This is a genomic window from Citricoccus sp. SGAir0253 (assembly GCF_005877055.1).
In the GTDB taxonomy this organism is placed as follows: domain Bacteria; phylum Actinomycetota; class Actinomycetes; order Actinomycetales; family Micrococcaceae; genus Citricoccus.
Map to the genome: position 1 here is coordinate 103,086 of NZ_CP039425.1, position 21,364 is coordinate 124,449.

Here is a 21,364-nt window from a genome sequence, read left to right on the forward strand (position 1 = left end):
TGGTGGTACGGGGTGGTCGGTCCTCAAGGAGCGAGGAGGGGTCAGTCTGCGGTGTCCAGGGCGGCCAGGTCGGACAGGGCGACGGGGTGGGCGACGGGCCGCTTGGCCACCGAACGCAGCGAGTCCTGCGTGGCCTGGGCGCCACTGGCGATGCAGGACGCGGCGAACCCGCAGACCCGGCCCTGGCACCAGCCCATGCCGGCGCGGGTCATGGACTTCACGGTGCGGGCATCCTCGGCGCCCAGCTCGTCCCGGGCGGCGGTGATGTCCCCGGCGGTGACCTCTTCACACCGGCAGACGATGGTGTCCTCCTCTAACCAGTCCTGCCAGTGCTGGGGCACCGGGTGGGCGGTGTGCATGGCTTGGGCGAAGGCCCGGTGCGCTGTCACGGTCCGCCTGAGGCGGGCGCCGCCGTCGGACTCGGCGCCGGAGGCGGCGCGTCCGGCGATCTCGCCCTCGGCGACGGCCAGGACCGCTCCCCCGACGCCGGTCACCTCCCCGGCCAGGTACAGGCCCGGCACCGTGGACTGCTGGCGGTCGTCGACCACACAGACCAGTGAGCCGTCAGTGTCGATCCGGGTCTGGGCGCCCAGGGACACCGGCAGCTCCACCTGGGGGGTGAAGCCCCAGCCGAAGCCGACCGTGTCCACACCCTCGAGGGTTTGCTCGGTGCCGGGCACCGGCCGACCCTGGGCGTCGAGGCGGGCGAGTTGGACGGCCTCGACGTGCTGGTCCCCCAGCACGGCGATGACACCGGTGCGCAGCCGGTACGGTATCCGGTTCCTCAGGAACAAGGCGGCGTACTCGGCACCCTCGAGCCCCTTGGCGGGCACCCGGGCAGCAGCGCCCAGCCCCGCGGCCCACCCGGTGAGGTTCGTGGACTCGCACACGGCCAGCACCCGACCCCCGGCCTGGACCACGTTCGCCGCCACGGGCAGCAGGAACGGGCCGGTGCCGGCGATCACGACGTTCTTCCCGGGGGCCTGGTGGTTGGTCTTGATGAAGCCCTGGATGCCGCCGGCGGCCATGACGCCGGGCAGGTCCCAACCCGGTACCGGCAGCTGGCGGTCATAGCCACCGGCGGCGATGACGAGGCGGCGGGCCCGGACGGTGAGCCCGTCGCGGGCGTCGGTGTCGTGGCTCGGGGTGGTGCGCAGGATGAACCCGTCCTCGACGCGCTGGACCATCCAGACCTGCTGACCGGGACGGAACCCGATCCGGCCTGCAGTGATGCCAGCGTCGAACCGACGGCGCAAGTCCTGGTAGGTGGCCCAGCCGTGGTGGCCGGTGCCGTCCTGTTCTGGGTGGACGTCCTCGGCGGCATGGCGCCAGAACTGCCCGCCGGGCTGGTCGTTGGCGTCCAAGCACACCACGGACGCCCCCGCCTCGGCCGCGGCGGTCGAGGCGGCCAGGCCAGCAGGCCCGGCTCCGATGACGGCCACATCGGCTATGGGCGCGACGGGGTCAGAGGATCCCGGGAGGGTGCTCATGCGCTCTCACCGGCCTTTGCGGTCGGGGTATCGGGGCCGTCCTGGCCGGGGGCGCAGGTGGTGGGGGCAGTACCGTTGATGGCCATCCCCGGGCGCAGGGTGACCATGCAGGCGCGTTGGTTGGGGGCACCGTCGACCTCGACGAGACAGTCGAAGCAGACCCCGATCCCGCAGAACAGTCCGCGGGGCCGGTCATGGGCGCGCGTGCTGCGCCAGGACCGGATGCCGTTGGTGACCAGGGCGGCACCCACGGTCGAACCGGCGGCGGCGGTCAGGGCGGCGCCGTTGAAGGTGGCCGTGACCATGCCGGGGGGCTGGGGCTGGTCCATCACTTCGCCTCCTCGAGGTGGACGGGGTGGGGAATGCTCTCGCCGAACCGGTGGGGAGCGAAGGCATCCAGGGACAGGTCCGGGTCCCGGCCGGCCAGGGCCTGGGCCATCAGCTTGCCGGTGCCCACGGACAGGCCGATGCCGGCTCCCTCGTGGCCGGCGGCGTGCCAGAGCCCGGGGGCCCGGTCGTCGTGGCCGATGACGGGCAGGTGGTCCGGGCAGTAGGGGCGGAAGCCGTGGTAGTGCCGCAGGACCTTGACCTCGCGCAGGAAGGGGAACAGCTCCATGGCGTTGCGGGCGATCGTGGACAGGGCCGGCAGGCTCACCGTGCGGTCGAAGCCGACGCGTTCGCGACTGGAGCCGATGAGGATGGTGCCCGCCGGGGTTCCCTCCACGACGGGTGATCCCTGCAGTCCGGCATCGGAGCTGCCGACGTTGTCCACGTACTCGGCCGCGTACACCTTGTGGTGGACCATGGGCGGCAACGGCTCGGTGACCATGACGAAGCCCCGGCGCGGCCGGACGGGTACGTCCACGCCGGCGTGGGCGGCCAGGTCGGCGGCCCAGGTGCCGGTGGCGTTGACCACGGCCGGGGCGTGGAACGTCCCGGCGACGGTGTGCACCCCGGTGACCTGGTCGCCGGCGCGCACGAACCCGGTGACCGGTGCCCCGGTGGTCACCTCGGCACCGTGGGCGCGGGCCATCCGCAGCAGGTGGGCGGCCACCAGCATGGGCTGGACCTGGCTGTCCTGCGGGTAGTACGCCGCGCCGAGGGCGTCCGGGGAGATGTTCGGCTCCAGGTCCCGCAGCTGGTCGATGGACAGGTCCTGGGCGTCGATGCCGAAGCCGCGCTGGGTGGCGGTCAGCCGGTTCAGGGAGGCCAGGCTGGAGGGCCGGGAGGCCACGATGATCCCGCCCTTGCTCTCGAACTCCCACAGTCCGGCGTGCTCGGCGAGGTCTTCCTTCCACACGCCCAGGGAGTACTTGGTGAGCTCGAGTTCGGGACCCAGTTCCTTGTCGGAGACGAGGATGTTGCCCTCGCAAGCCGAGGAGGTGCCGTTGGCCGGCAAGTCTCGCTCCACGACGGTGACCCGGAGCCCCTCGAGGGTGGCGAAGTAGGCGATGGCCGCGCCGATGACGCCGGCGCCGATCACCACGACGTCGCTGGTCGTACCCATGGTGCCGATCACCGGTCCTTTCCGGGGTCGCAGGCGCCGGCCCAGATGCCCCGGGCGTGGCTGATGTGCCGGGCCATCAGCTCGCGGCAGCCGAGGGCGTCGCCGGAGCGCATCAGGTCCAGCAACTGGTGGTGTTCGCGGGCCGAGTCGGCCAGCTTGCCCTGGCGGACCAGGGCGTGCAGGCCGTACATGCGGGTGCGTCGGCGCAGGGAGGTCGAGAGCTCGGTGAGGTGGGCGTTACCCGCGTGGTCCAGGATCGCCGCGTGGAATTGGCGGTCGGCGGTGAGGAACCCGCTCAGGTCCTGGGCCTGGGCGGCGGCCAGGCACTGGTCTGCCAGCCGGTCCAGGACAACCAGACCGTCCACCGGCACGGAGCCGACCACGCTGGCCACAGTGGGCGGTTCCAGCAGCAGCCGGATCTCGGTCAGCTCGTCCAGTTCCCGGTCCGTGACGGTGGTGACCCGAAAGCCCTTGTTCTTGACGGTCTCCACCAGCCCGTCGCGGGCCAGGTCCATCATGGCCTCGCGCACCGGGGTCGCGGAGACACCGAGCTGTTGGCCCAGCGCCGGCGCGGACACCACCTGGCCCTCGGCGATCTCACCGGTGACGATGGCGGCGCGGAGCCGTTCCGTGACCGACTCGCGCAGGCTGGTGGAGCGGACCACCGGGTCGAAAGCGGCAGCGGTGGCCGTCCCGGGCGGGGACGCCGGCGCACCGGCAGTGAGGCTCATGAGGTGCACTCCTCATACACGACGCCGGCCAGGGTCAGGTCCTCCCAGGACATGCCCACGCCCGTGAACAGGCAGCAGGTCTGCGGGGTCCGGCGCAGCCGGCCGCCCACGAGGTCCTTGAGGTTGGGCAGGTCCATCGCCTGCCATTCCTCGGTGCTGCGGGCCGGGATCAGGTCTCCGCTCTCACGCCAGGACGAGGCACGTCCCTCCACGACGACATCGCTGCGCCGGACCAGGGTGGCATCAACCTCGCGAGCATCCAGCCCATGCTGGCCGACGGAGGCGATGATGGCCCCGTCTCGGGGCAGGGACCCGTCGAACAGGGGCACCGGGGAGGTGCTCACGCACACGATGATGTCCGCTTCCCGGACCGCGGCACTGGGGTCCCCGGTCACCGGGGTGACTGGGATGCCCTCGGCGGCCAGGGTGGCCACGAGGTCGGCCAGGCGCTGCGGGTTGCGGCCGACGACCTGGACGGTGGCGTCCGGGAAGACCGCCCGGGCGGCTCGGACGTGGTTCAGGCCCTGCACGCCGGCGCCGAACACCAGGATGCGGGGGTCCGCGCCGAGGGCCTCCCCCTCTGGGGCGGCGGCGGCAATGTGCTTGACGGCAGTCAGGGTGGTCGCCGGGGTGCGGATGGCGGTGAGCGTGGCCCCCTCCATGGTGGCCAGCGGGGCCAGGGTGTCGGCGTCGAACAGGGCGTAGACACCCTGGATCTTGTCCAGCCCGCGGGCTGGGTTGCCCGGGGCGATGGTCGCCACCTTCACCCCGGTGTACCGGGATCCGCCCTCGGTGGGCATCAGCAGGAACTCGCCCTCGGGGGCCGGGCTGAACAGGCGCGGGCTGTCGCGTTCGGGATCCACTTCGCCCCGCAAGCCATCCTCCAGGGCCTGGATGGCACGCTCGAACGGCAGGACCCGGCGGATGGTGTCGGCGTCGAAGTAGGGCAGCGTCACAGCAGGAATCCTTCCGGGTACGGGTCGGTGGGATCGAGGAAGTACTGGGCGGTGCCCGTCAGCCAAGCCCGTCCGGTGATGGTCGGCAGCACGGCGGGCCGGCCGCCAACCGTGGTCTGGCCGGTGAGTCGGCCGATGAACCGGGAGCCGATGTAGGACTCATTGACGAAGTCGGTGTCCAGGGCGAGCTCCCCGCGGGCGTGCAGCTGAGCCATGCGCGCGCTGGTGCCGGTGCCGCAGGGAGAGCGGTCGAACCAGCCCGGGTGGATGGCCATGGCGTGCCGGGAATGGGCCGACGTGGACCCCGGGGCCTTGAGGTAGACGTGATGACAGCCCCGGATGTCGTCGCGCTCGAGGTGGACGGGCTCCTCGGTGGCGTTGATCGCCTCCATGATCGCCAGCCCGGCGGCGAGCAGGTCGTCCTTGCGGTCCCGCTCGAACGGCAGCCCCAGCTGCTCCAGGTCGACGATGGCGTAGAAGTTGCCGCCGAACGCCAGGTCGTAGCAGACCGGCCCGAACCCCGGGACATCCACGACCGCGTCCAGCCGGTCCACGTAGGAGGGCACGTTGCGGATGGTCACGGCCACGGCCTGGCCGTCCTCGACTGCGACGTCCGCGACGACCAGACCCGCAGGAGTGTCCAGGCGGACCGTGGTTACCGGCTCCACGACGGGCACCATCCCGGTCTCCACCAGTACGGTCACCACCCCGATGGTGCCGTGTCCGCACATCGGCAGCAGGCCGGAGACCTCGATGAAGAGCACGCCGAAGTCGGCATCGTCACGGGTGGGCGGCTGTAGGATGGCCCCGCTCATGGAGGCATGGCCGCGCGGCTCGGTCATCAGCAAGGTGCGGATGCCGTCCAGGTGCTCCATGAAGTACAGCCGGCGTTCGGCCATGGTGGTCCCGGGGATGGTGCCGATCCCGCCGGTGATCACCCGGGTGGGCATGCCCTCCGTGTGGGAATCCACGGCGTGGAAGATACGGCTCGTCCTCATGCTGGCGTCTCCGTTGGTCGATGAGGGGCCCTCCCATGGTGAAGGGCCCGCAGGGATGGTGGGTGCGGGTGCGGGCGGGGCGGCATCGGAGGCGCCCCGCCCGCACCCGGGCTGCAGGCTTAGTTGTAGCCCTTGGCCAGCACTTCCTGGGTGTCGGCGATGACCTGCTCGCGGACCGCCGCGGACAGCGGGCCGCGCGGCGGACGGCAGGCGCCGCCCTTGAGGCCGATCACGTCCATGGAGAGCTTGATGGACTGCACGAACTCCGTCTTGGTGTCCCAGCGCAGCAGCTTGTGCAGGTCACGGTAGAGGACCTTGGCCCGGTCCAGGTCCTCGGACTTGCCCGAGGTGGACAGGCGGTAGAGCTCCACCGTGGACTGGGGGATGGCGTTCGGGTAACCGGCCACCCAGCCCACGGCCCCGGCCATGCCCATCTCCAGGACCGTGTCATCGGTGCCGATGAGCAGGTCCATCTCCGGGGCCAGCTCCTTGATCTCGTAGGCCCGGCGCGGATCACCGGTGAACTCCTTGACGCCCACGATGTATCCCTCCCCGTGCAGCCGGGCGATGATCCGCGGGGTGAGGTCGACCTTCGTGTCGATGGGGTTGTTGTAGCCCACGACCGGCAGGCCGACGGAGGCAACACGGCGGAAGTGGTCCACGACCTCCTCCTCGGTGGCCCGATAGCTGTTCGGGGGAAGCAGCATGATCGCCTGCGCCCCGGCCTCGGCGGCCTGCTCGGCCCAGCGCTGGGACTCCATCCCGCCGTAGGCACCGGCCCCGGCCATCACGGTGAACCCCTCCGGGGCGGCCTCGACCGCGGTGGTGATCACCCGGGCGCGCTCCTCGGCGGTCAGGGTCTGGTACTCGCCCAGGGAGCCGTTCGGGGCGATGCCGTCACAGCCGTTCTCGGCCAGGAAGCGCACGTGCTCGGCGAAGGCATCGAAGTCAACGCTGAGGTCGTCCTTGAAGGGCAGCGAGGAGGCCACCAGCACGCCGTGCCAGGGCTTCTTCTCGGCGGTGGTCGCCAAGTCGGGGGCGGTTGCGGTTGCGGTCATCGGTTTCGTCCTTTCGAACGTCAGGAAGGGGTGAGGTGAAGAAAAGGGGGAAAGCGTGGCCCTCGTCACCCATAGTACTATGTGACATTTTACTGTGCAAGTGTGGGCCCCACGTGGCGGCGGTCAGTCCCTGGGGGCCTTGCCCGCGACCCGGGTGTACGAGCCTGGTTCGGCGCCGCCGTGGGCGGCATCGGTGTCGACGCGGTCGCCGGCCGGGTGGTCCTGAACCCAGAAGTCGGCGCCCGTGATGCCCAGGGCGGTGGGGTCGAAGACGGGGTCGAGCCCGTCCGTCCGCTGGCGGTCGTAGTCCCGGATGACCTTGTAGACCACCGGGGAGAGCAGCAGGAGGCACACCATGTTGATCCAGCCCAGGGAGGCATAGCCGATGTCCCCCACGGTCCACATCACGTCGGCCGACTCCACGGCACCGTAGAAGGTGATGGCGAGCATGCCCAGCTTCAGGGCCAGGTTGAGGATCGGGCCCGGTTCCCGGCCCACGAGGAAGACCAGATTGGTGTGGGCGATGTAGTAGAAGGCCACCAGGGTGGTGAAGGCGAAGAAGAACAGGGCGATGGCCACGAATCCCGGCCCGAACCCGGGCAGGGCCGAGTTCACCGCTTCCTGCGTGTAGGCCGAGCCGGCCTCGATGCCCTCGAGGTTGGTGACGACGGGATCGCCGCTGTCCCGGAACACGTTGTAGGACCCAGTCATGACGATCATGATGCCGGTGGCGAAGCAGACCACCACGGTGTCGATGAAGATGGAGAAGGACTGGACCAGGCCCTGCTTGGCCGGGTGGGTCACGGAGGCCGCGGCCGAGCCGTAGGTGCCCTCGCCGACGCCGGCGACGTTGGAGAACACGGCACGGCGCACGCCCCAGGCGATGGCGTATCCGGCCATGCCGGCGAACACCTCATTGGCGCCGAAGGCGCTGGAGATGATCAGGCCCAGCGTGGGCAGCAGGTCCTCGAGGTTGATGATGACGATGATGAAGGCCACCAGGATGTACCCGACGGCCATGAGCGGGACCATGAACTGAGCGGCATGGACGATGCGGCGGGTCCCGCCGAGGATCACGAAGCCCAGCAGGGCGGTGACGGCGATGGCGGACACCCACACCGGCAGGCCGAAGGCGTGTTCCAGAGACCCGGCGATGTTGTTGGACTGCACGCCCGGGAACAGGAACCCGTACCCGAGCATGGTCATCACGGCCAGGACGGCCGCCAACCACTTGATCCTCAGGCCGTGCTTCACGTAGAAGGGCATGCCGCCTCGGTGCTCCCCGTTGATCTTGCGCTTGAAGACTTGGGCCAAGGAGGACTCGGCGAAGGAGCTGGCCGATCCCAGCAGGGCGCAGACGACCATCCACAACAGGGCGCCGGGCCCGCCGGCGGCCACGGCGGTGCCGACGCCCGCGATATTGCCCACTCCCACCCGGCTGGAGATGGTCAGTAGCAGGGCCTGCAACGGGGAGATCCCGCCGCCATGATCCGCCTTGGGCTTGAGGATTTGGCGCAGCGTGTCGCCGATCAGGCGGAACTGGGCCGCCCGGGTCACGACGGTGAAGAACAGTCCCACGGCCAGCGCGAAGTACGCCATGGGGTTCCAGAGGTTGTCGCTTATTGCGGTGAGAAGGTCCATCGTTTCCTCGGGGGTCGGGAAGAGGTGCAGGAGTACCCGCGACGGGGCATCGACCCAGCTCCAGTCGAGAGGACTCGCGAGCCATCAGGGTGGGCCAGATCACAACGAGTGAAATATTACATGTCACACAGCATGAGGCAAGGCACCTGGTGGACTCGACACTGCTCCACCACTGGGCCGGCCTGGAGCGGTGGCGCCGGGCCCGAGGGGGCCGCTCTAGAGTTGAGGCTGCGGCTGGAACCCACGAAGGGAATGCACGGATGGACACCGAGGGACTCAACCTGCCCGGCCTGGTCGGGCGGCTCAACCTGCGCGAGGAGGTCACGGCGGCGATCCGGGCCGCACTGGTCACGGGCCAGATGCAGCCCGGACAACTGTATTCAGCCCCCAAGCTTGCGGAGCAATTCGGGGTCTCCGCCACCCCGGTGCGCGAGGCCCTGCTGGACCTGGTGACCGAGGGGCACTTCGAGGTGGCCCGCAACAAGGGCTTCCGCGTCCGTCGCCTGAACGCCTCCGAGCTCGACGAACTCGCCGAGATCCGCCTGTACCTTGAGCCTCCGGCGATGGCGGCCGTCGCGCAGGCCGCGGCCTCCACCCCGGAGGTCGCCTCCACGATCACCGCACTGCGCCCATTGGCCGAGGAGATCGTCCGCTTCGCCCAGACCGGGGACCTGCTCGCCTACATCGAGGCGGACACGCAGTTCCACGCGGAGTTCCTCACGATCCACGGCAACGCCCAGCTCGTGGAACTCGTCCGAGACCTGCGCACCCGGTCGCGCCTGTTCGGCCTCGAGAGCCTCTTCGCCTCCGGGGCGCTGTCGACGCTGGCCGAGGAGCACGTCCGCATGGTGGAGCTCGGCGCGCAGGGCCACGCCGAGGAACTCGCCGCCCTCACCCGGCAGCACATCGGCCACGTCCGCGAGGAATGGGCCGGCGACGCTGGAGAGCCGGGGTAGAGATCGGGGTGTCGGACCCAAAACCTTTCTGCAGGGAACGAGGGTGCACCGGCACAGGGTGGAGAGCGGCCGGAAGGTAACCGGCTAATCCGTGGACCGGCCCCATGGTGATATGTAATATGTCACACACCGCATGAGTCGGCCCTTCTCCATCTTCGGAAGGGCTCTCCGCTGCCGCAGGCCGCCACGAGCGGTCGGCACGGGCGTGCTTCCGGGACCCTGCTTCCGAGGTGCTTTTCGCGTCAGGGCTCCGGCCATCCCCGCCCGCCCGGCAAGGAGGAAGCATCCGGGCCCGGGACTGGCCTGTGGTCAGCGCGCCTCGGCCGGCACCCAGCAGCTCAAGCTCGACAGTCCATCCCGCCTGAAAGGTCCCCATGTCTGCCATCAGCCCCCCTGCTGAGCGAGAGAAGTCTCGCCGCGTCCGTAAGGTGATGTCGGCCTCCGCAATCGGTCACTTCGTCGAGTGGTTCGACTTCGCGGTCTACGCCTATGCCGCGCCCGTGATCGCCCGGCAATTCTTCCCGGAGTTCGACACGACCGCGGCGTTGCTCTCCACTTTCGCCGTCTACTCCGTCGGCTTCATCGCCCGCCCCGTGGGCGCCTTCCTGCTGGGCGGTCTCGGTGACCGCTACGGACGCAAGAAGATCCTGGCCGCGGTCATCCTGCTCATGGGCGTGGCCACCACTCTCATCGGCCTGCTCCCCACCTACGCTGCCATCGGCGTCGCGGCACCGATCCTGCTGGTCGTCCTGCGCATGATTCAGGGACTCTCGGCGGCCGGGGAGACTATCGGATCCAACTCCTTTGTCGCCGAGCACTCCCCCATCGCCACCCGCGGACGGAACGTGGGCATCGTCTACACCGCCTCCAACCTCCCGCCGGTTATCGCCGCCCTGCTGGTCCTCGGACTCACGACCGTCCTCTCCGGGGAAGACTACGAGTCCTGGGGATGGCGAATTCCCTTCCTGCTCGGTGCCCCGCTGGCGATCGTGGGACTGTACATCCGGACCCGCGTCGAGGAATCCCCGGCGTTCCTGGAGATGCGCGAGACCCGCCAGGTTGAATCCGCCCCCATCCGCACCGTCTTCTCCGAGCAGTGGCGTGCCATGCTCTTCGTCTTCGCCATGGCCGCCGTGGCCAGCCTCGGTTACTACTCGCTCACCGGGTACTTCTACTCCTACATGACCGTGACGATCGGACTGTCCTCACAGGACGCCCTGCTGTCCAACAGCATCGCCCTGCTCGTCACCTTCGTTACCGTTCCACTCGTCGCGGCCATTTCCGACCGCGTTGGACGCCGCCGAACCCTGCTGACCGCCATGGCCTTCAGCGCGCTGGTCGCCATCCCGGCCTACCTCTTGGTCAGCACCGGCACCCTCGGTGCCGCCATCGGGGCCCAAGCATTGCTCGGGCTGGCCCTCGGCGCAGTGTTCGGGCCTGCCGGGCCGGCCTATGTCGAGATGTTCCCGGCACGGGTGCGCTACACCGGGGCCTCCATCAGCTACAACATGGCCTTCACCATCTTCGGGGGCACCGCGCCCCTGCTGGCCACCTCCCTGATCGCCTGGTCTGGCTCCTCCATCGCCCCCGCCTGGTACATCGTCACCGTCACGGTGCTCGCCTTCGCGGTGCTGTGGACCATGCCGGAAACCAGCCACCGGTCGATGCAGGACGCCGCCCCCGCCCCGGATAAGGACCGTGACGACCAGAGACGGCAGGACGAACTGCGGGACATCGCTGCCGGAACACCCACCGGTCACTGAGACGGTCTCTCCCAACCCAGGCAACGGCCTGCACCAGGTGCGTCCTGCCAGCCATGCCCCCCGAGGACCCCGGGAGAGTCGTGGCCGGAGGCGTCGGCACACTTGATCCCGGCCGCCGACGGCGCCCCTGCCGCGATGCAGGGGCGCCGTCGACCTGTCTAGGGCAACGGGATCCACGTTTCCGCTGAGGCAGGAGGCCTCTTTATTCAGGCGTATGCCGGCGGTCGTCGCGGACGGTCTCCCGTCGCTGCCGGGTCATCTCCTCCAAGGGCATGCCCTCCGACCGCGCCAAAGACTCGGATGCCGCTCGCTTTCCCGGCGCAGCGTTGAAGTCCAATGGCAGGCTCTGTCAGCCTGTTGCTCTGTCAGTCTGTGGTTCCGGAGTCGCCGGGAAGGGCATCGAGGGCCGCTGTGATCTGGTCCTCCGCGGGCACAAGTTCCTGGTCGGCCGGAGGGAGCTGATCGTAGGTGTAGGCGGCGACCGCCATCGGTGAGGTGGCTCGGCCTAGGGAGTACCGCACCGTGTGGTCGTTCTTGGATCCACAGATCAGAATCCCCACGGTGTCGTGATGGAAGGACCGACGTAACTGGTCGTCGACCACGGCCACGTAGAAGTTCAGCTTCCCGGCGTACTCGGGCTGGAACTTGCCCGTCTTGAGCTCGATGACGTAGTAGCGCAGCTGCTCGACGTGGAAGAACAACAGGTCCAGGTAGAAGTCATCGCCCTCGACCTCCAGGTGCACCTGCCGGTCCACGAACGCGAACCCGGGGCCCAGCTCCCGCAGGGTCTCCACGATTTGGTCGGTCAGCCGCTGCTCCAGGTCCCTCTCGGCGATCTCCCCGGTGAGCCCGAGGAACTCGAAATTGTAGGGATCCTTCGCGGCCTGCTGGACCAGCTCCGAACTCGGGGCCGGCAGTAGTTCGGTGAAGTTTGACGGGGCCGACCCGGTGCGCTCCATTGCCTGTCCGGAAATCATGTTCGCCAGCACGTTGCGGGACCACCCGTGCTCGACCGCGGCCGCGGCGTACCAGTCCCGGGACCGGGTGCTTTGAAGCCTGTCCAGTAGGACTCGGATGTGGCCCCAAGGCAGTTGTCCCACAGCTTGTGGGACATTTGGGTCCCAACCAGGCCAGCTGGCGGCGAAGGCGCGCATGTAGAACAGGTTGCTGCGGGACAGGCCCTTCATCTGCGGGAACTCCGCCCGCAGATCTTCGGCCAGCCGGTGCACCACCCCGGCGCCCCAGCCCTGCCGGTCCTGCCGGGCCAGGATCTCGGATCCGATCGACCAGTACAGGCCGATCAGCTCGGTATTGACCGTACGCCGTGCCGTCGCCTGCGCCCGCCGCACCCGGTCTTTCAAGGACTCCAGCAGCTCGGTGTAGTCATCGGGCAACGGGGCCATGGGCGTCGGGTTCACGGACCAGACCCTAGCCGAGCCGCCGGACGTGGCCCGAGCTGGGGTGCCCACGCCCCTCTCCCCCGCCGGAACCTCGTCCGCTCCTCACCGAGGGCCGGTCAGGGGGGCGTTCTCTCGGGTCTGGAGGGCTTCCCCGTCCGGTATTGGAGGCCTGGCCGATGCCCTGGAAGCGTCGGCGGCGCGGCGGTCCGGACGAAAGTGCCCCGGTGTATGAGCGCGCCGGGCATGACGAAGGCCCCAGCCGAGGGGAGGCTGGGGCCTTCTGTCGCCATCACTCGCACCTTGATGAGGTGTGATCCACCATAGGCAGCCACCCTGAGGACCGGCTGGGCGCCGAGTGGGATATTGCCCAGCGGCGAGTGATCTCGAGAGACAGGGGGAGCAGTCGGCAGTGTCCCGGGGTGCCGCTTCCTACCGTGCGGTGTACATCGGTGAACCTGATGAACTCAGGCCCCCGTTCCTCACTGCTCCTCCCCCGGGCCCGCCCCGGCAATGACGGCCGGAGTCTGGCAGTCACAGACTTCCGGAAACCCGGGGTGCTCGAAGCGGTCCTCAGGTTCCGCCTTCCAGTCGAGCGGACCCCGTCAGCTGCCGGGATGTCGCCATCCTGGCAGTTGGCCGTCCAGCCAGTGGGCTCGCTCCGCACTTAACTCTCCGGCTTGGTGGTCCACGCGCTGGTTGCGCAGCCAGGTCGCGAGGGCCTGCTCACGGGCCTCCACTCCCCGGGTGCCTACCGGAAGCCGGCCGTGCTCTTGGTGGAAGCGCAGCACCTCGACCAGGGTGAGCCGCCACTTCGCCTCGTTCTCGATGGCCCGGTCATCGACCCGCCAAGAGGGCAGCACCCGGTCCAGGGCGTTCACCCGGTGCGCCAGCAACTTCCCTGCGCTGTGCTTGGAGCGCTGGGTGGTGAGCCAGTGGGCCAGCGCCCACTCCGAGCCCGGGCCCCGACGGGTCTCGTTCCGCGGTGAGTGCGGGCGGCGGTGGTGCTCAGCCAGGAACGCCTCGAGCTGGGCCAGCCGGGCCCGCCACCGCCGGTCCGTGTCCGCGTAGCCGGCCGGCCGGGGCACCGGCCGGTCATGCACCCACAGAGGCACTGGGGCCGGCCCGCCACGGATCACCTCGCCGCGGCGGCGCACGTAATCACGCACGTACTTGGCGTCCGTGTCATTCAGCCGGGCAATGACCGCGTACGGCACTCCGGCATCGGCCATCATCACCCACTCCGGATGCGCCCGCGGTGTCCTGCCCACCCTCGAGAGGCTACCCGGCAGCACATGCCGCGCTGACCGGGACGGCCCGGCCTGTGGAGAACCACGGTGGGGGTCCTCGCCTGCTCGGACCCCCACACGCGGACGGCCGTGACCGGCCGGCTCTCCGCCCTGGGACGGCGGGACGACGCCGTCCCCGGCCCCGGCCCTGACGGGCCGGTACATACCCGTTTTTTGCTGCTGTCCTGGCGGATGATACGTCCCGGCTCCGCCCGGACAAGCCCCTGCGCTACCGCTCCGGAGCCGGGCCCGGGGACAACTCCGGCTCGGCGCTCCCTCGTGCCTCGGTCCCTTATTTCCTCCCCGAACTTCTCCCCGGGCCCGCCCTGACGGGTTGCTCCGGGCTGCGTCCGGGACCAGCGAGCGAGCTCGCCAGCAGGCAAAAGACACGAGGGAGAGGACCAACCCACCATGAACACCCTGGACGACTACTGGGCCGCTTGCGAGGCCGAGATGGCCGCACTCACCCACGCCCGGCCGACCACCGCCGCCGAGGTCATCACCATCCTGCGGGACTACGACCCCATGGGCCCGGCCGGGGCCAGCGGGGATGGGTTCTTCAGCCCCGCCAACGCCGGACACACCCTCTACGGGCCCCTGCTGCCCGCCGGGTGGACCTTCGACTGGATCACCGCCGACTACCACTGGCAACTCACCCACCCCCACACCGGCGACACCCTCACCTATTGCGAAGGCGACGTCTACGCCAACACCCCCCAACCCACACCCTGACCCCCGCCGGACACCACCCACCACCGAGCGCAGCGCCTCGAGGCCGGGGCCGCCGAACCCACCGAGGGGACGGTGGCCCCGGCCCCAAAGGGTCCGCACTTCACAGCCAAGCCCACCGCCCTAGAACACGTACGGCCGCCACCGACCACGCCCCGAAGGAGTCCCCGCCATGAGCCGGCACGCGATCTACGACAGCCTCCACGACAACAGCGCCGACATCCTCACCCCGCCCTGCCCCTTCTGCGGCCAGCAAGGGTGGATCACCATCCCCCAGACCGGAGCCGACGCCCTGGCCGAGGGCCACCTGGTCCAGGACGCCCTGCCCGGGCTCGAGGCGCGGCTGCGTGAGCAGATCATCAGCGGCACCCACCCCCGCTGCGCCCCCGGCGCCCAGTTCGGCGACGGCATCGACCCCGCCCTGTTCCGCTAACCGCCCGACCCGACCGACCGTGTCCACCCGGAGTGATACCCCGGAGGGGACGACGGAGCGAAGGAGACAAGCCCCGATGACCACCCTCACCGTCTACACCACCGGCCCGGCCTGCATGCAATGCCGGCTCACCAAGAACGCCCTGGCCACCGCAGGAGTGCCCTTCGAGGAGGTCGACGTCCGCCGCACCCCAGCAGCCCTCGACTACATCCAAACTGAGCTCGGCTACACCCAGGCTCCCGTCGTCGTGGTCACCGACGACGACCACTGGTCAGGGTTCCAGCCTGACCAGATCCACCGCATCACCACCACCCTGGCGCGGCGCCCCTGACCGCCCCTCCCAGGGTGGGAGCACTCGCCGCGGCCCCTCGGTGCCACGCACGCCAGCTTGCTAGCAAGCAAGCGTGCAAGCTCAGGGTCGGTTCTTCCCGAGTCGACCCAGCGCGGCGTTGGGCGCACGTCACGGCCGGCGCGGGCGGGCCCTCCGGCCGCGCCGGCCGTGACGGCCTAGGGCCTCTCCCCAAGCTGAACGGCGAGCTTGGACCTCGCCGCGTGCTGGGCCGGACGGATCAGTGCTGCTACCGAGGTCGGCAGACGTATCCTCGAGCGGTGGCATGGGCAAAACGAGCCGGCGGGACCGGCACCGGAACCTACGGGAGCGGGACGACCGCGGAGGGCGCGGGCACCCCGGTTGTTGACCCACCGGCCTTCTCGGCCACGAACCCCGCCGTCCGCGCTCCGTACCGGCGCGAGCCCTACGTCCGGGCCCAGTTGCCCGACCGCGGAGCCGTGGACGCCAAGGCCCTGTTCTGGTCTGGCACCCATGTGCTGATCCACTGGCAGGTCGACCACGGCGTCGAGGTCCACAACGCCTGGATTCCCGCCTCTTGGGTCACCAGGATCCGTCCCGAGGACTCCTCCTGGCAGGACCCCTACGACCAGCCTGGCCCCTAGCGGAGCACCCCTCGAACTCCGGACGCTGGCCCCGATGCCGGGCCGTCGCCACGTCCCCCGGTCGTGGCTGGAGAAGTGAAGCCAGAGGGGGCGTCCTCGCAGCGGGCCGTTTCCGACTAACCGTGTCCGGCAGGCCGCCTACCATGGCCGGACAGCCATCATCCCTAGTCCGCCGGGAGTAGTACACAACCGGCGGGAGGGCTCAGTTCCGGTGCGGCGCACCCCGCGCCGGAATGGGGCTGTGCCGGCTGCCGCCCGTGCCCGGGGAGGGCGGCGTCGGGACTGTTGGCCTCGGGCAGCACTGAGGGGACATCGCCATGAGGCTCATCCGTTCGATCACCATCCCGGCCGCGGCCCTCGCCGTGGCCCTGGCTGCCACCGGCTGCACCGGCACCGACACCACCACGTCCACGAGTCCGACCACCGCCGCCTCCACGACGGCCGCGGCGCCGAGCACGCCGTCGGCGGCTGCAGCGTCCTCCTTCCCCACTGAGACCGCCAGTGAAACCGCGTCGGCCTCCGCCTCGGCCACTCCGGCCCGCACGGCCAGTCCCAAGGCGGCGACCTCCTCCGCGGCCGCGGCCACCCCGTCGGTCCAGGAGACCATGAAGGCGCCGGCAGGCACCGCCCTGGCCGCGTTGGAGGAGTTGGCGGTGAAGGGTAGGGCCCCGAAGACCGGGTACGACCGGGAGCAGTTCGGTCCGGCCTGGGCGGACACCGACCGCAACGGCTGCGACACCCGCAACGACATGCTCGCCCGCGACCTGGCCGGTGAGACGTTCAAGCCCGGCACGCACGACTGCGTGGTGCTCACCGGGGTGCTGGATGACCCGTACACGGCCACCGAGATCCACTTCGTGCGCGGCCAGGACACCTCCAATGACGTGCAGATCGACCACGTGGTATCCCTGTCCGACGCCTGGCAGAAGGGCGCCCAGCAGCTTTCGACCTCGGAGCGGACGGCGTTCGCCAATGACCCGCTGAACCTGCTTGCCGTGGACGGGCCGGCCAATGCGCAGAAGTCCGACGCCGACGCCGCGTCCTGGCTGCCGGCCAACAAGTCCTTCCGCTGCGAGTTCGTGGCCCGGCAGATCGCGGTCAAGGCCGAGTACGCCCTGTGGGTCACCTCCGCGGAGAAGGACGCCATGACCCGGGTCCTGTCGGACTGCCCCGAGCAGGCCCTGCCCACCGACGCCACCGCGGCCCAGCCCTACTCCATCACGACCCGTTCCACCCACTCCCCCGCACCCACGCCGACACCCACGACCGCCGCACCCGCTCCGTCGAAGACGTACACGCCGGCCCCGATGAAGACCTACACGCCCGCCCCGGTGCCCACCACCCAGGCCGCCGAGGCGGCTGGCACGGACCCGCGGTTCAGCAGCTGCGCCAAGGCCAAGGCCGCCGGCTACGGCCCGTACGTGGTCGGTACCGACCCCGAGTACCACTGGTACCGCGACGGCGACAGCGACGGCATCAACTGCGAGTGACGCCCCCCGCGGGGACTGTAAGAAAAACGGTGTGTGAGGGTCCGGCCTGATCCGAAAGGAGACGGCCGTGACTGACACGACCGAGGCAACAGAGGCGATGATCGATCCCGTGACCGGAGAGATCATCGATCAGAAACAACTCGCCGAACAACTGCTCGCCCAGGCCAAGGAGCAAGGCGTGAGCCTGGTCGGCCCCGGCGGGCTGCTCAACCAGCTGACGAAGAACGTGCTGGAAACGGCGCTCGAGGCGGAGCTGACTGAGCACCTCGGCCACGAGCATGGTGAGGTGCCGATCGCGGAGAATATGCGCAACGGCACGAGATCGAAGACGGTGTTGACCGAGATCGGCCCCGTGCAGATCGAGGTGCCGCGGGATCGGGAGGGGTCCTTCGAGCCGGTGATCGTGCCCAAGCGCAAACGGCGCCTGGACGGGATCGACCAGATCGTGCTGTCCCTCTCGGCTCGGGGTTTGACGACCGGGGAGATCGCCGCGCACTTCGAGGAGGTCTACGGAGCCACCGTCTCCAAGGACACCATCTCCAGGATCACCGAGAAGGTCGCCGGGGAACTCGCGGAGTGGTCCGCCCGGCCGCTGGACTCGCTCTACCCGGTGATCTTCGTCGACGCCATTGTGGTCAAGGTCCGGGACGGTCAGGTGCGCAACACCCCGTTCTACGTGGTCATGGGCGTCACCACCAATGGAGAACGCGACATCCTCGGGATCTGGGCCGGTGACGGCGCCGAGGGCGCCCGGTTCTGGCTGCAGGTCTTCTCCGAACTGAAGAACCGGGGCGTGGAGGATGTGCTCATCGCCGTGTGCGATGGGCTCAAGGGCCTGCCGGAGGCGATCACGACCACCTGGGAGCGGACGGTGGTCCAGCAGTGCATCGTGCATCTGATCCGCAACAGCTTCCGCTACGCCGGCCGACAGCACCGCGACGGGATCGTCAAGGCCCTCAAGCCGGTCTACACCGCCCCGAGCGAGCAAGCGGCGAAGGACCGCTTCGCCGAGTTCAGGGACGAGTGGGGTCAGCGGTATCCGGCGATCGTGCAGCTCTGGGAGTCCTCGTGGGCGGAGTTCGTGCCGTTCCTGGAGTACGACGTGGAGATCCGCCGGGTGATCTGCACGACCAACGCGATCGAGTCGATCAACGCCCGCTACCGCCGGGCGGTCCGCGCCCGGGGCCACTTCCCGAACGAGGCAGCCGCCCTGAAGTGTCTGTATCTCGTCACCCGGTCCCTTGATCCCACCGGCGGCGGGAGGGCACGCTGGGTGATGAGGTGGAAGCCGGCGCTCAACGCCTTCGCGATCACCTTCGCCGGACGGTTCGAGAGAACCACTCACTGATGAAAACCGCCGGACCCCACACACCCTTTATCGGACAGTCCCGTCCCTAGCGCTCTAATCCTTCGTGGGGTCAGGCGCTGAGGCCGAGGGTGAGTTCGGTGTCGGTGTCCACTTCGTCTCCGGTGTTGCTCACGGTGGTGCGGCGGCAGCGCGGCAGGAAATCGAGGTGGCCATACGGGCTGTGTCTCGATCCGAAATGCCTCGGGTAGGGGTTTATGCGGCGTGCGGCATGCCGGTAACTACTTCGCCGGTCGCCCTGGAGTCCTCGCGCAACAGCCAGCCCATTCTCTTATGGGTGCGGACTCCCACGTCGGACTCCACTACTTGTGCCCCCGGTGCTGCCGCCTGGAGGCCGGCCTCGACGTCGGCGATATCCGCCGGTGCGCGTAGCCACAGGAAGAAGGTCAGGTTGGCGTCTCCGGTCGTGGAGGCGCACAACCGCAGTGTGCGGCGGGAGCGCAGATACTGTACGGCCGCGTCGAGCTGGGCCGGGGGTATCCGCACGTACCACTGGCAGGCGACCGGGTATCCGGAGTGTTCCTGCGCCAATTCGCAGCGCAGGGCCACCACGCCGCTTTCTAATGCCTCGCGCAATTGACGGGCGGCCGTCGTCGGATGTGTGCCGGTAGCCGCCGCGATGTCCGCAGCGGTCGCGCGCCCGTCGCGGGCCAGCACGGCCAAGGTCTTCTCGAGATGTGGGGGCGTCGCGCCGGCGGGACGGACCACGTCAACGTGGAGGGCGGTGACACGGCGTTGTTGCTCGGGGGAGAGGACATCCAACCGCCAGTTGCCGCCGGTGGAGAAGAGCCTGGTCGCCACGGTCATTTGTGTGCGCGTGACATCGGGGTCCGCCCGGACCTTGGGCAACACCTGGCGGGTGAGGGACTGCCAGTTTCGCGCGACGACGGTCAGGCGCGCGTCCCAGGCTCGGGCTGCCTCTTCCACGGTGTCGATTTCCGGTGCCGCGCATAGTCGCTCGAGCACCTCCACCCTGCTTCCCGGGCGGCACTCCACGTTGATGAAGGCCACGTGTCCGTGCACGCCGGCGGCGCCCAGGTGGCCGGTGATCCAGGCCCGGCCGTCAGCAGTGAGACGGCTCCAGCGGGCAGCGAGCGTCGCCGGGTGCCGCCGCAGCGCGGTGCCGAGTTGGGCCCAGGAGGCCCGGGGGGCGATTTGGAGAGCGTGGACCAGTTCGAGGTCATCGGGAGGCAACTCCATGCAGGAATCTTCGGTCAACCGAGCGATTCATGCAACTTTCCTACTGTACGGATAGAACGTGATGCGCGTCGCCTCATCCTCATGTATTAGCCCGTCACCGAAAGGACATCCCGTGGCCATCTCCATTTCCTCCGCCGACCGCGCCGCCTCACTGCTCGAAGACTCCGGTGCCCTCGCCGATGACGTCGCCGAACTGCGGCACCGGCTCCACGCAGAACCCGAGATCGGACTTGACCTGCCGCGCACCCAGGAGAAAGTACTCGACGCCCTGGACGGACTGGGATACGAAATCTCGACCGGTACTGAGACCACTTCCGTGACTGCCGTGCTGCGCGGCACCGCGGCGACTGCAGACGACGGCCGCGACGGTCGCGACGGTCGCCCTACCGTGTTGCTGCGCGCCGACATGGATGCCCTGCCGGTGCAGGAGAAAGCGAATGTTCCCTACGCATCGCGTACCGACGGCGTGATGCACGCCTGCGGGCATGACCTGCACACGGCCATGCTGGCCGGTGCGGCGCGGCTCCTCTCGGCCCGTCGTGACCAGCTGGCCGGGGACGTGGTGCTCATGTTCCAGCCCGGGGAGGAGGGCCACGACGGTGCAGCCGTCATGATCCGCGAGGGAGTCCTAGACGCGGCCGGCCGCCGCCCGGACGCCGCCTATGGAATGCACGTCATGAGCGGCAAACTCGCCGCCGGCGGCACTTTCCTCTCTCGCCCCGGTTCCACCATGAGCTCATCCGATGGCCTGGTCGTGACGGTCCATGGCGCTGGCGGCCACGGGTCGGCCCCGTTCTTGGCCAAGGACCCGGTGACCGTCGCCGCGGAGATGGTGCTTGCCCTCCAAGCCATGGTGACCCGCCAGTTCGACGTCTTCGACCCCGTGGTGCTCACGGTCGGGTTACTCCACGCCGGGACGCAGCGCAACGTCATTCCGGACACTGCCCGCTTCGAAGCTACGATCCGCTCCTTCTCATCGCAGGCCAAGGCGCGCTTGAAGTCCTCCCTGCCCCGTCTGCTCGAGTCGATCGCAGCGGCTCACGGACTGGAGGTCACGGTGGACTACATCGAGGAATACCCGTTGACCGTCGCCGATGCCGCCGAAACGCGCTTCGCCCGTAGCGCCGTCGAAGAACTCTTCGGCCCCGGCCGTTACCAGGAGCTTCCGAACCCGCTGGCGGGATCCGAGGACTTTTCCCGGATCCTGGCCGAGGTGCCGGGCTCCTTCCTGTTCCTCTCGGCCGTGCCGAATGGCGCGGACCACGAGGGGGCCCCCTACAACCATTCCCCGTATGCCGTGTTCGACGATTCCGTCCTCGCCGACGGGACCGCTCTGTACGCGCGCCTCGCCCTTGACCGGCTCGCTAGCGCGACCTGCTAGGACCGCCGCCGTCATCCTCTCTCTT

At 69.4% G+C, this 21,364-nt stretch carries 20 protein-coding genes; 9 read left to right on the forward strand and 11 right to left on the reverse strand.

What is annotated here, in order from left to right; all coding sequences use genetic code 11:
• Positions 1-41: 41 nt before the first annotated feature.
• The 8 genes from E7744_RS15060 to E7744_RS15095 form a co-directional block, all read right to left on the reverse strand.
• Positions 42-1,490: an NAD(P)/FAD-dependent oxidoreductase gene (locus E7744_RS15060; RefSeq protein ID WP_137775167.1), complete on the reverse strand. Its 1,449-nt coding sequence runs from the start codon at positions 1,488-1,490 to the stop codon at positions 42-44.
• On the reverse strand, positions 1,487-1,819 hold the full coding sequence (locus tag E7744_RS15065; protein WP_137775168.1) for a (2Fe-2S)-binding protein: 333 nt from the start codon (positions 1,817-1,819) through the stop codon (positions 1,487-1,489). Before E7744_RS15065 ends, E7744_RS15060 begins: the two co-directional genes overlap by 4 nt.
• Positions 1,819-2,997 carry an FAD-binding oxidoreductase gene (locus E7744_RS15070; protein WP_137775196.1) on the reverse strand — a complete coding sequence of 393 codons (1,179 nt, stop codon included), beginning with the start codon at positions 2,995-2,997 and terminating at the stop codon, positions 1,819-1,821. Before E7744_RS15070 ends, E7744_RS15065 begins: the two co-directional genes overlap by 1 nt.
• 8 nt (positions 2,998-3,005) lie before the next feature.
• Positions 3,006-3,728, reverse strand: a complete 723-nt coding sequence (locus E7744_RS15075; protein ID WP_137775169.1) for a GntR family transcriptional regulator — start codon at positions 3,726-3,728, stop codon at positions 3,006-3,008.
• Entirely contained in the window at positions 3,725-4,684 is a 960-nt protein-coding gene (locus tag E7744_RS15080; RefSeq protein ID WP_137775170.1) for an ornithine cyclodeaminase family protein, read from the reverse strand. Before E7744_RS15080 ends, E7744_RS15075 begins: the two co-directional genes overlap by 4 nt.
• Positions 4,681-5,682: a proline racemase family protein gene (locus E7744_RS15085; RefSeq protein WP_137775171.1), complete on the reverse strand. Its 1,002-nt coding sequence runs from the start codon at positions 5,680-5,682 to the stop codon at positions 4,681-4,683. Before E7744_RS15085 ends, E7744_RS15080 begins: the two co-directional genes overlap by 4 nt.
• Positions 5,683-5,801: 119 nt before the next feature.
• The gene (locus tag E7744_RS15090; RefSeq protein WP_137775172.1) at positions 5,802-6,740 is read right to left on the reverse strand and encodes a dihydrodipicolinate synthase family protein; all 939 of its coding nucleotides are present in this window, start codon (positions 6,738-6,740) and stop codon (positions 5,802-5,804) included.
• Between the two features lie 123 nt (positions 6,741-6,863).
• On the reverse strand, positions 6,864-8,381 hold the full coding sequence (locus tag E7744_RS15095) for a sodium:alanine symporter family protein (protein WP_137775173.1): 1,518 nt from the start codon (positions 8,379-8,381) through the stop codon (positions 6,864-6,866).
• A gap of 260 nt (positions 8,382-8,641) precedes the next feature.
• Between E7744_RS15095 and E7744_RS15100 the strand changes: the two genes are divergently transcribed.
• Entirely contained in the window at positions 8,642-9,337 is a 696-nt protein-coding gene (locus E7744_RS15100) for a GntR family transcriptional regulator (RefSeq protein ID WP_137775174.1), read from the forward strand.
• 431 nt (positions 9,338-9,768) lie between these two features.
• Positions 9,769-11,100: an MFS transporter gene (locus E7744_RS15105; protein ID WP_168199880.1), complete on the forward strand. Its 1,332-nt coding sequence runs from the start codon at positions 9,769-9,771 to the stop codon at positions 11,098-11,100.
• Between the two features lie 365 nt (positions 11,101-11,465).
• Here the strand turns inward: E7744_RS15105 and E7744_RS15110 are convergent, their stop codons facing one another.
• Both E7744_RS15110 and E7744_RS15115 read right to left on the reverse strand, forming a co-directional pair.
• Entirely contained in the window at positions 11,466-12,503 is a 1,038-nt protein-coding gene (locus tag E7744_RS15110) for a YhcG family protein (RefSeq protein WP_137775197.1), read from the reverse strand.
• A gap of 599 nt (positions 12,504-13,102) precedes the next feature.
• The gene (locus E7744_RS15115) at positions 13,103-13,768 is read right to left on the reverse strand and encodes a helicase associated domain-containing protein (protein ID WP_168199881.1); all 666 of its coding nucleotides are present in this window, start codon (positions 13,766-13,768) and stop codon (positions 13,103-13,105) included.
• Between the two features lie 429 nt (positions 13,769-14,197).
• Between E7744_RS15115 and E7744_RS15120 the strand changes: the two genes are divergently transcribed.
• The 6 genes from E7744_RS15120 to E7744_RS15145 all read left to right on the forward strand — a co-directional run bounded on the left by E7744_RS15120 (position 14,198) and on the right by E7744_RS15145 (position 18,740).
• Positions 14,198-14,518, forward strand: a complete 321-nt coding sequence (locus E7744_RS15120) for a hypothetical protein (RefSeq protein ID WP_137775177.1) — start codon at positions 14,198-14,200, stop codon at positions 14,516-14,518.
• A gap of 169 nt (positions 14,519-14,687) precedes the next feature.
• Complete coding sequence (locus tag E7744_RS15125) at positions 14,688-14,948, forward strand: hypothetical protein (RefSeq protein ID WP_137775178.1); 261 nt, start codon at positions 14,688-14,690, stop codon at positions 14,946-14,948.
• A 76-nt stretch (positions 14,949-15,024) separates the two neighbouring features.
• A complete protein-coding gene (locus E7744_RS15130) occupies positions 15,025-15,279 on the forward strand; it encodes a glutaredoxin domain-containing protein (RefSeq protein WP_137775179.1) in 255 nt (84 codons plus the stop codon).
• A gap of 278 nt (positions 15,280-15,557) precedes the next feature.
• Entirely contained in the window at positions 15,558-15,902 is a 345-nt protein-coding gene (locus tag E7744_RS15135; protein ID WP_137775180.1) for a hypothetical protein, read from the forward strand.
• 317 nt (positions 15,903-16,219) lie between these two features.
• Complete coding sequence (locus E7744_RS15140; RefSeq protein ID WP_137775181.1) at positions 16,220-17,392, forward strand: DUF1524 domain-containing protein; 1,173 nt, start codon at positions 16,220-16,222, stop codon at positions 17,390-17,392.
• Between the two features lie 97 nt (positions 17,393-17,489).
• On the forward strand, positions 17,490-18,740 hold the full coding sequence (locus E7744_RS15145; protein WP_137774762.1) for an IS256 family transposase: 1,251 nt from the start codon (positions 17,490-17,492) through the stop codon (positions 18,738-18,740).
• A gap of 213 nt (positions 18,741-18,953) precedes the next feature.
• Here E7744_RS15145 and E7744_RS15150 read toward each other — a convergent pair whose 3' ends face one another.
• On the reverse strand, positions 18,954-19,958 hold the full coding sequence (locus tag E7744_RS15150) for an Lrp/AsnC ligand binding domain-containing protein (protein ID WP_137775182.1): 1,005 nt from the start codon (positions 19,956-19,958) through the stop codon (positions 18,954-18,956).
• A gap of 118 nt (positions 19,959-20,076) precedes the next feature.
• On the opposite strand from E7744_RS15150, the gene E7744_RS15155 reads away from it, so the two are divergent.
• Positions 20,077-21,339: a M20 family metallopeptidase gene (locus tag E7744_RS15155; protein WP_246858711.1), complete on the forward strand. Its 1,263-nt coding sequence runs from the start codon at positions 20,077-20,079 to the stop codon at positions 21,337-21,339.
• Positions 21,340-21,364: the final 25 nt, after the last annotated feature.

What these genes read in the sequence shown, in the direction of transcription:
- E7744_RS15060 (WP_137775167.1), bottom strand. Translation starts at nt 1,490, where the DNA reads ATGAGCACCCTCCCGGGATCCTCTGACCCCGTCGCGCCCATAGCCGAT.
- E7744_RS15065 (WP_137775168.1), bottom strand. Translation starts at nt 1,819, where the DNA reads ATGGACCAGCCCCAGCCCCCCGGCATGGTCACGGCCACCTTCAACGGC.
- E7744_RS15070 (WP_137775196.1), bottom strand. Translation starts at nt 2,997, where the DNA reads ATGGGTACGACCAGCGACGTCGTGGTGATCGGCGCCGGCGTCATCGGC.
- E7744_RS15075 (WP_137775169.1), bottom strand. Translation starts at nt 3,728, where the DNA reads ATGAGCCTCACTGCCGGTGCGCCGGCGTCCCCGCCCGGGACGGCCACC.
- E7744_RS15085 (WP_137775171.1), bottom strand. Translation starts at nt 5,682, where the DNA reads ATGAGGACGAGCCGTATCTTCCACGCCGTGGATTCCCACACGGAGGGC.
- E7744_RS15090 (WP_137775172.1), bottom strand. Translation starts at nt 6,740, where the DNA reads ATGACCGCAACCGCAACCGCCCCCGACTTGGCGACCACCGCCGAGAAG.
- E7744_RS15095 (WP_137775173.1), bottom strand. Translation starts at nt 8,381, where the DNA reads ATGGACCTTCTCACCGCAATAAGCGACAACCTCTGGAACCCCATGGCG.
- E7744_RS15100 (WP_137775174.1), top strand. Translation starts at nt 8,642, where the DNA reads ATGGACACCGAGGGACTCAACCTGCCCGGCCTGGTCGGGCGGCTCAAC.
- E7744_RS15105 (WP_168199880.1), top strand. Translation starts at nt 9,769, where the DNA reads ATGTCGGCCTCCGCAATCGGTCACTTCGTCGAGTGGTTCGACTTCGCG.
- E7744_RS15110 (WP_137775197.1), bottom strand. Translation starts at nt 12,503, where the DNA reads ATGGCCCCGTTGCCCGATGACTACACCGAGCTGCTGGAGTCCTTGAAA.
- E7744_RS15120 (WP_137775177.1), top strand. Translation starts at nt 14,198, where the DNA reads ATGAACACCCTGGACGACTACTGGGCCGCTTGCGAGGCCGAGATGGCC.
- E7744_RS15125 (WP_137775178.1), top strand. Translation starts at nt 14,688, where the DNA reads ATGAGCCGGCACGCGATCTACGACAGCCTCCACGACAACAGCGCCGAC.
- E7744_RS15130 (WP_137775179.1), top strand. Translation starts at nt 15,025, where the DNA reads ATGACCACCCTCACCGTCTACACCACCGGCCCGGCCTGCATGCAATGC.
- E7744_RS15140 (WP_137775181.1), top strand. Translation starts at nt 16,220, where the DNA reads ATGAGGCTCATCCGTTCGATCACCATCCCGGCCGCGGCCCTCGCCGTG.
- E7744_RS15145 (WP_137774762.1), top strand. Translation starts at nt 17,490, where the DNA reads ATGATCGATCCCGTGACCGGAGAGATCATCGATCAGAAACAACTCGCC.
- E7744_RS15150 (WP_137775182.1), bottom strand. Translation starts at nt 19,958, where the DNA reads ATGGAGTTGCCTCCCGATGACCTCGAACTGGTCCACGCTCTCCAAATC.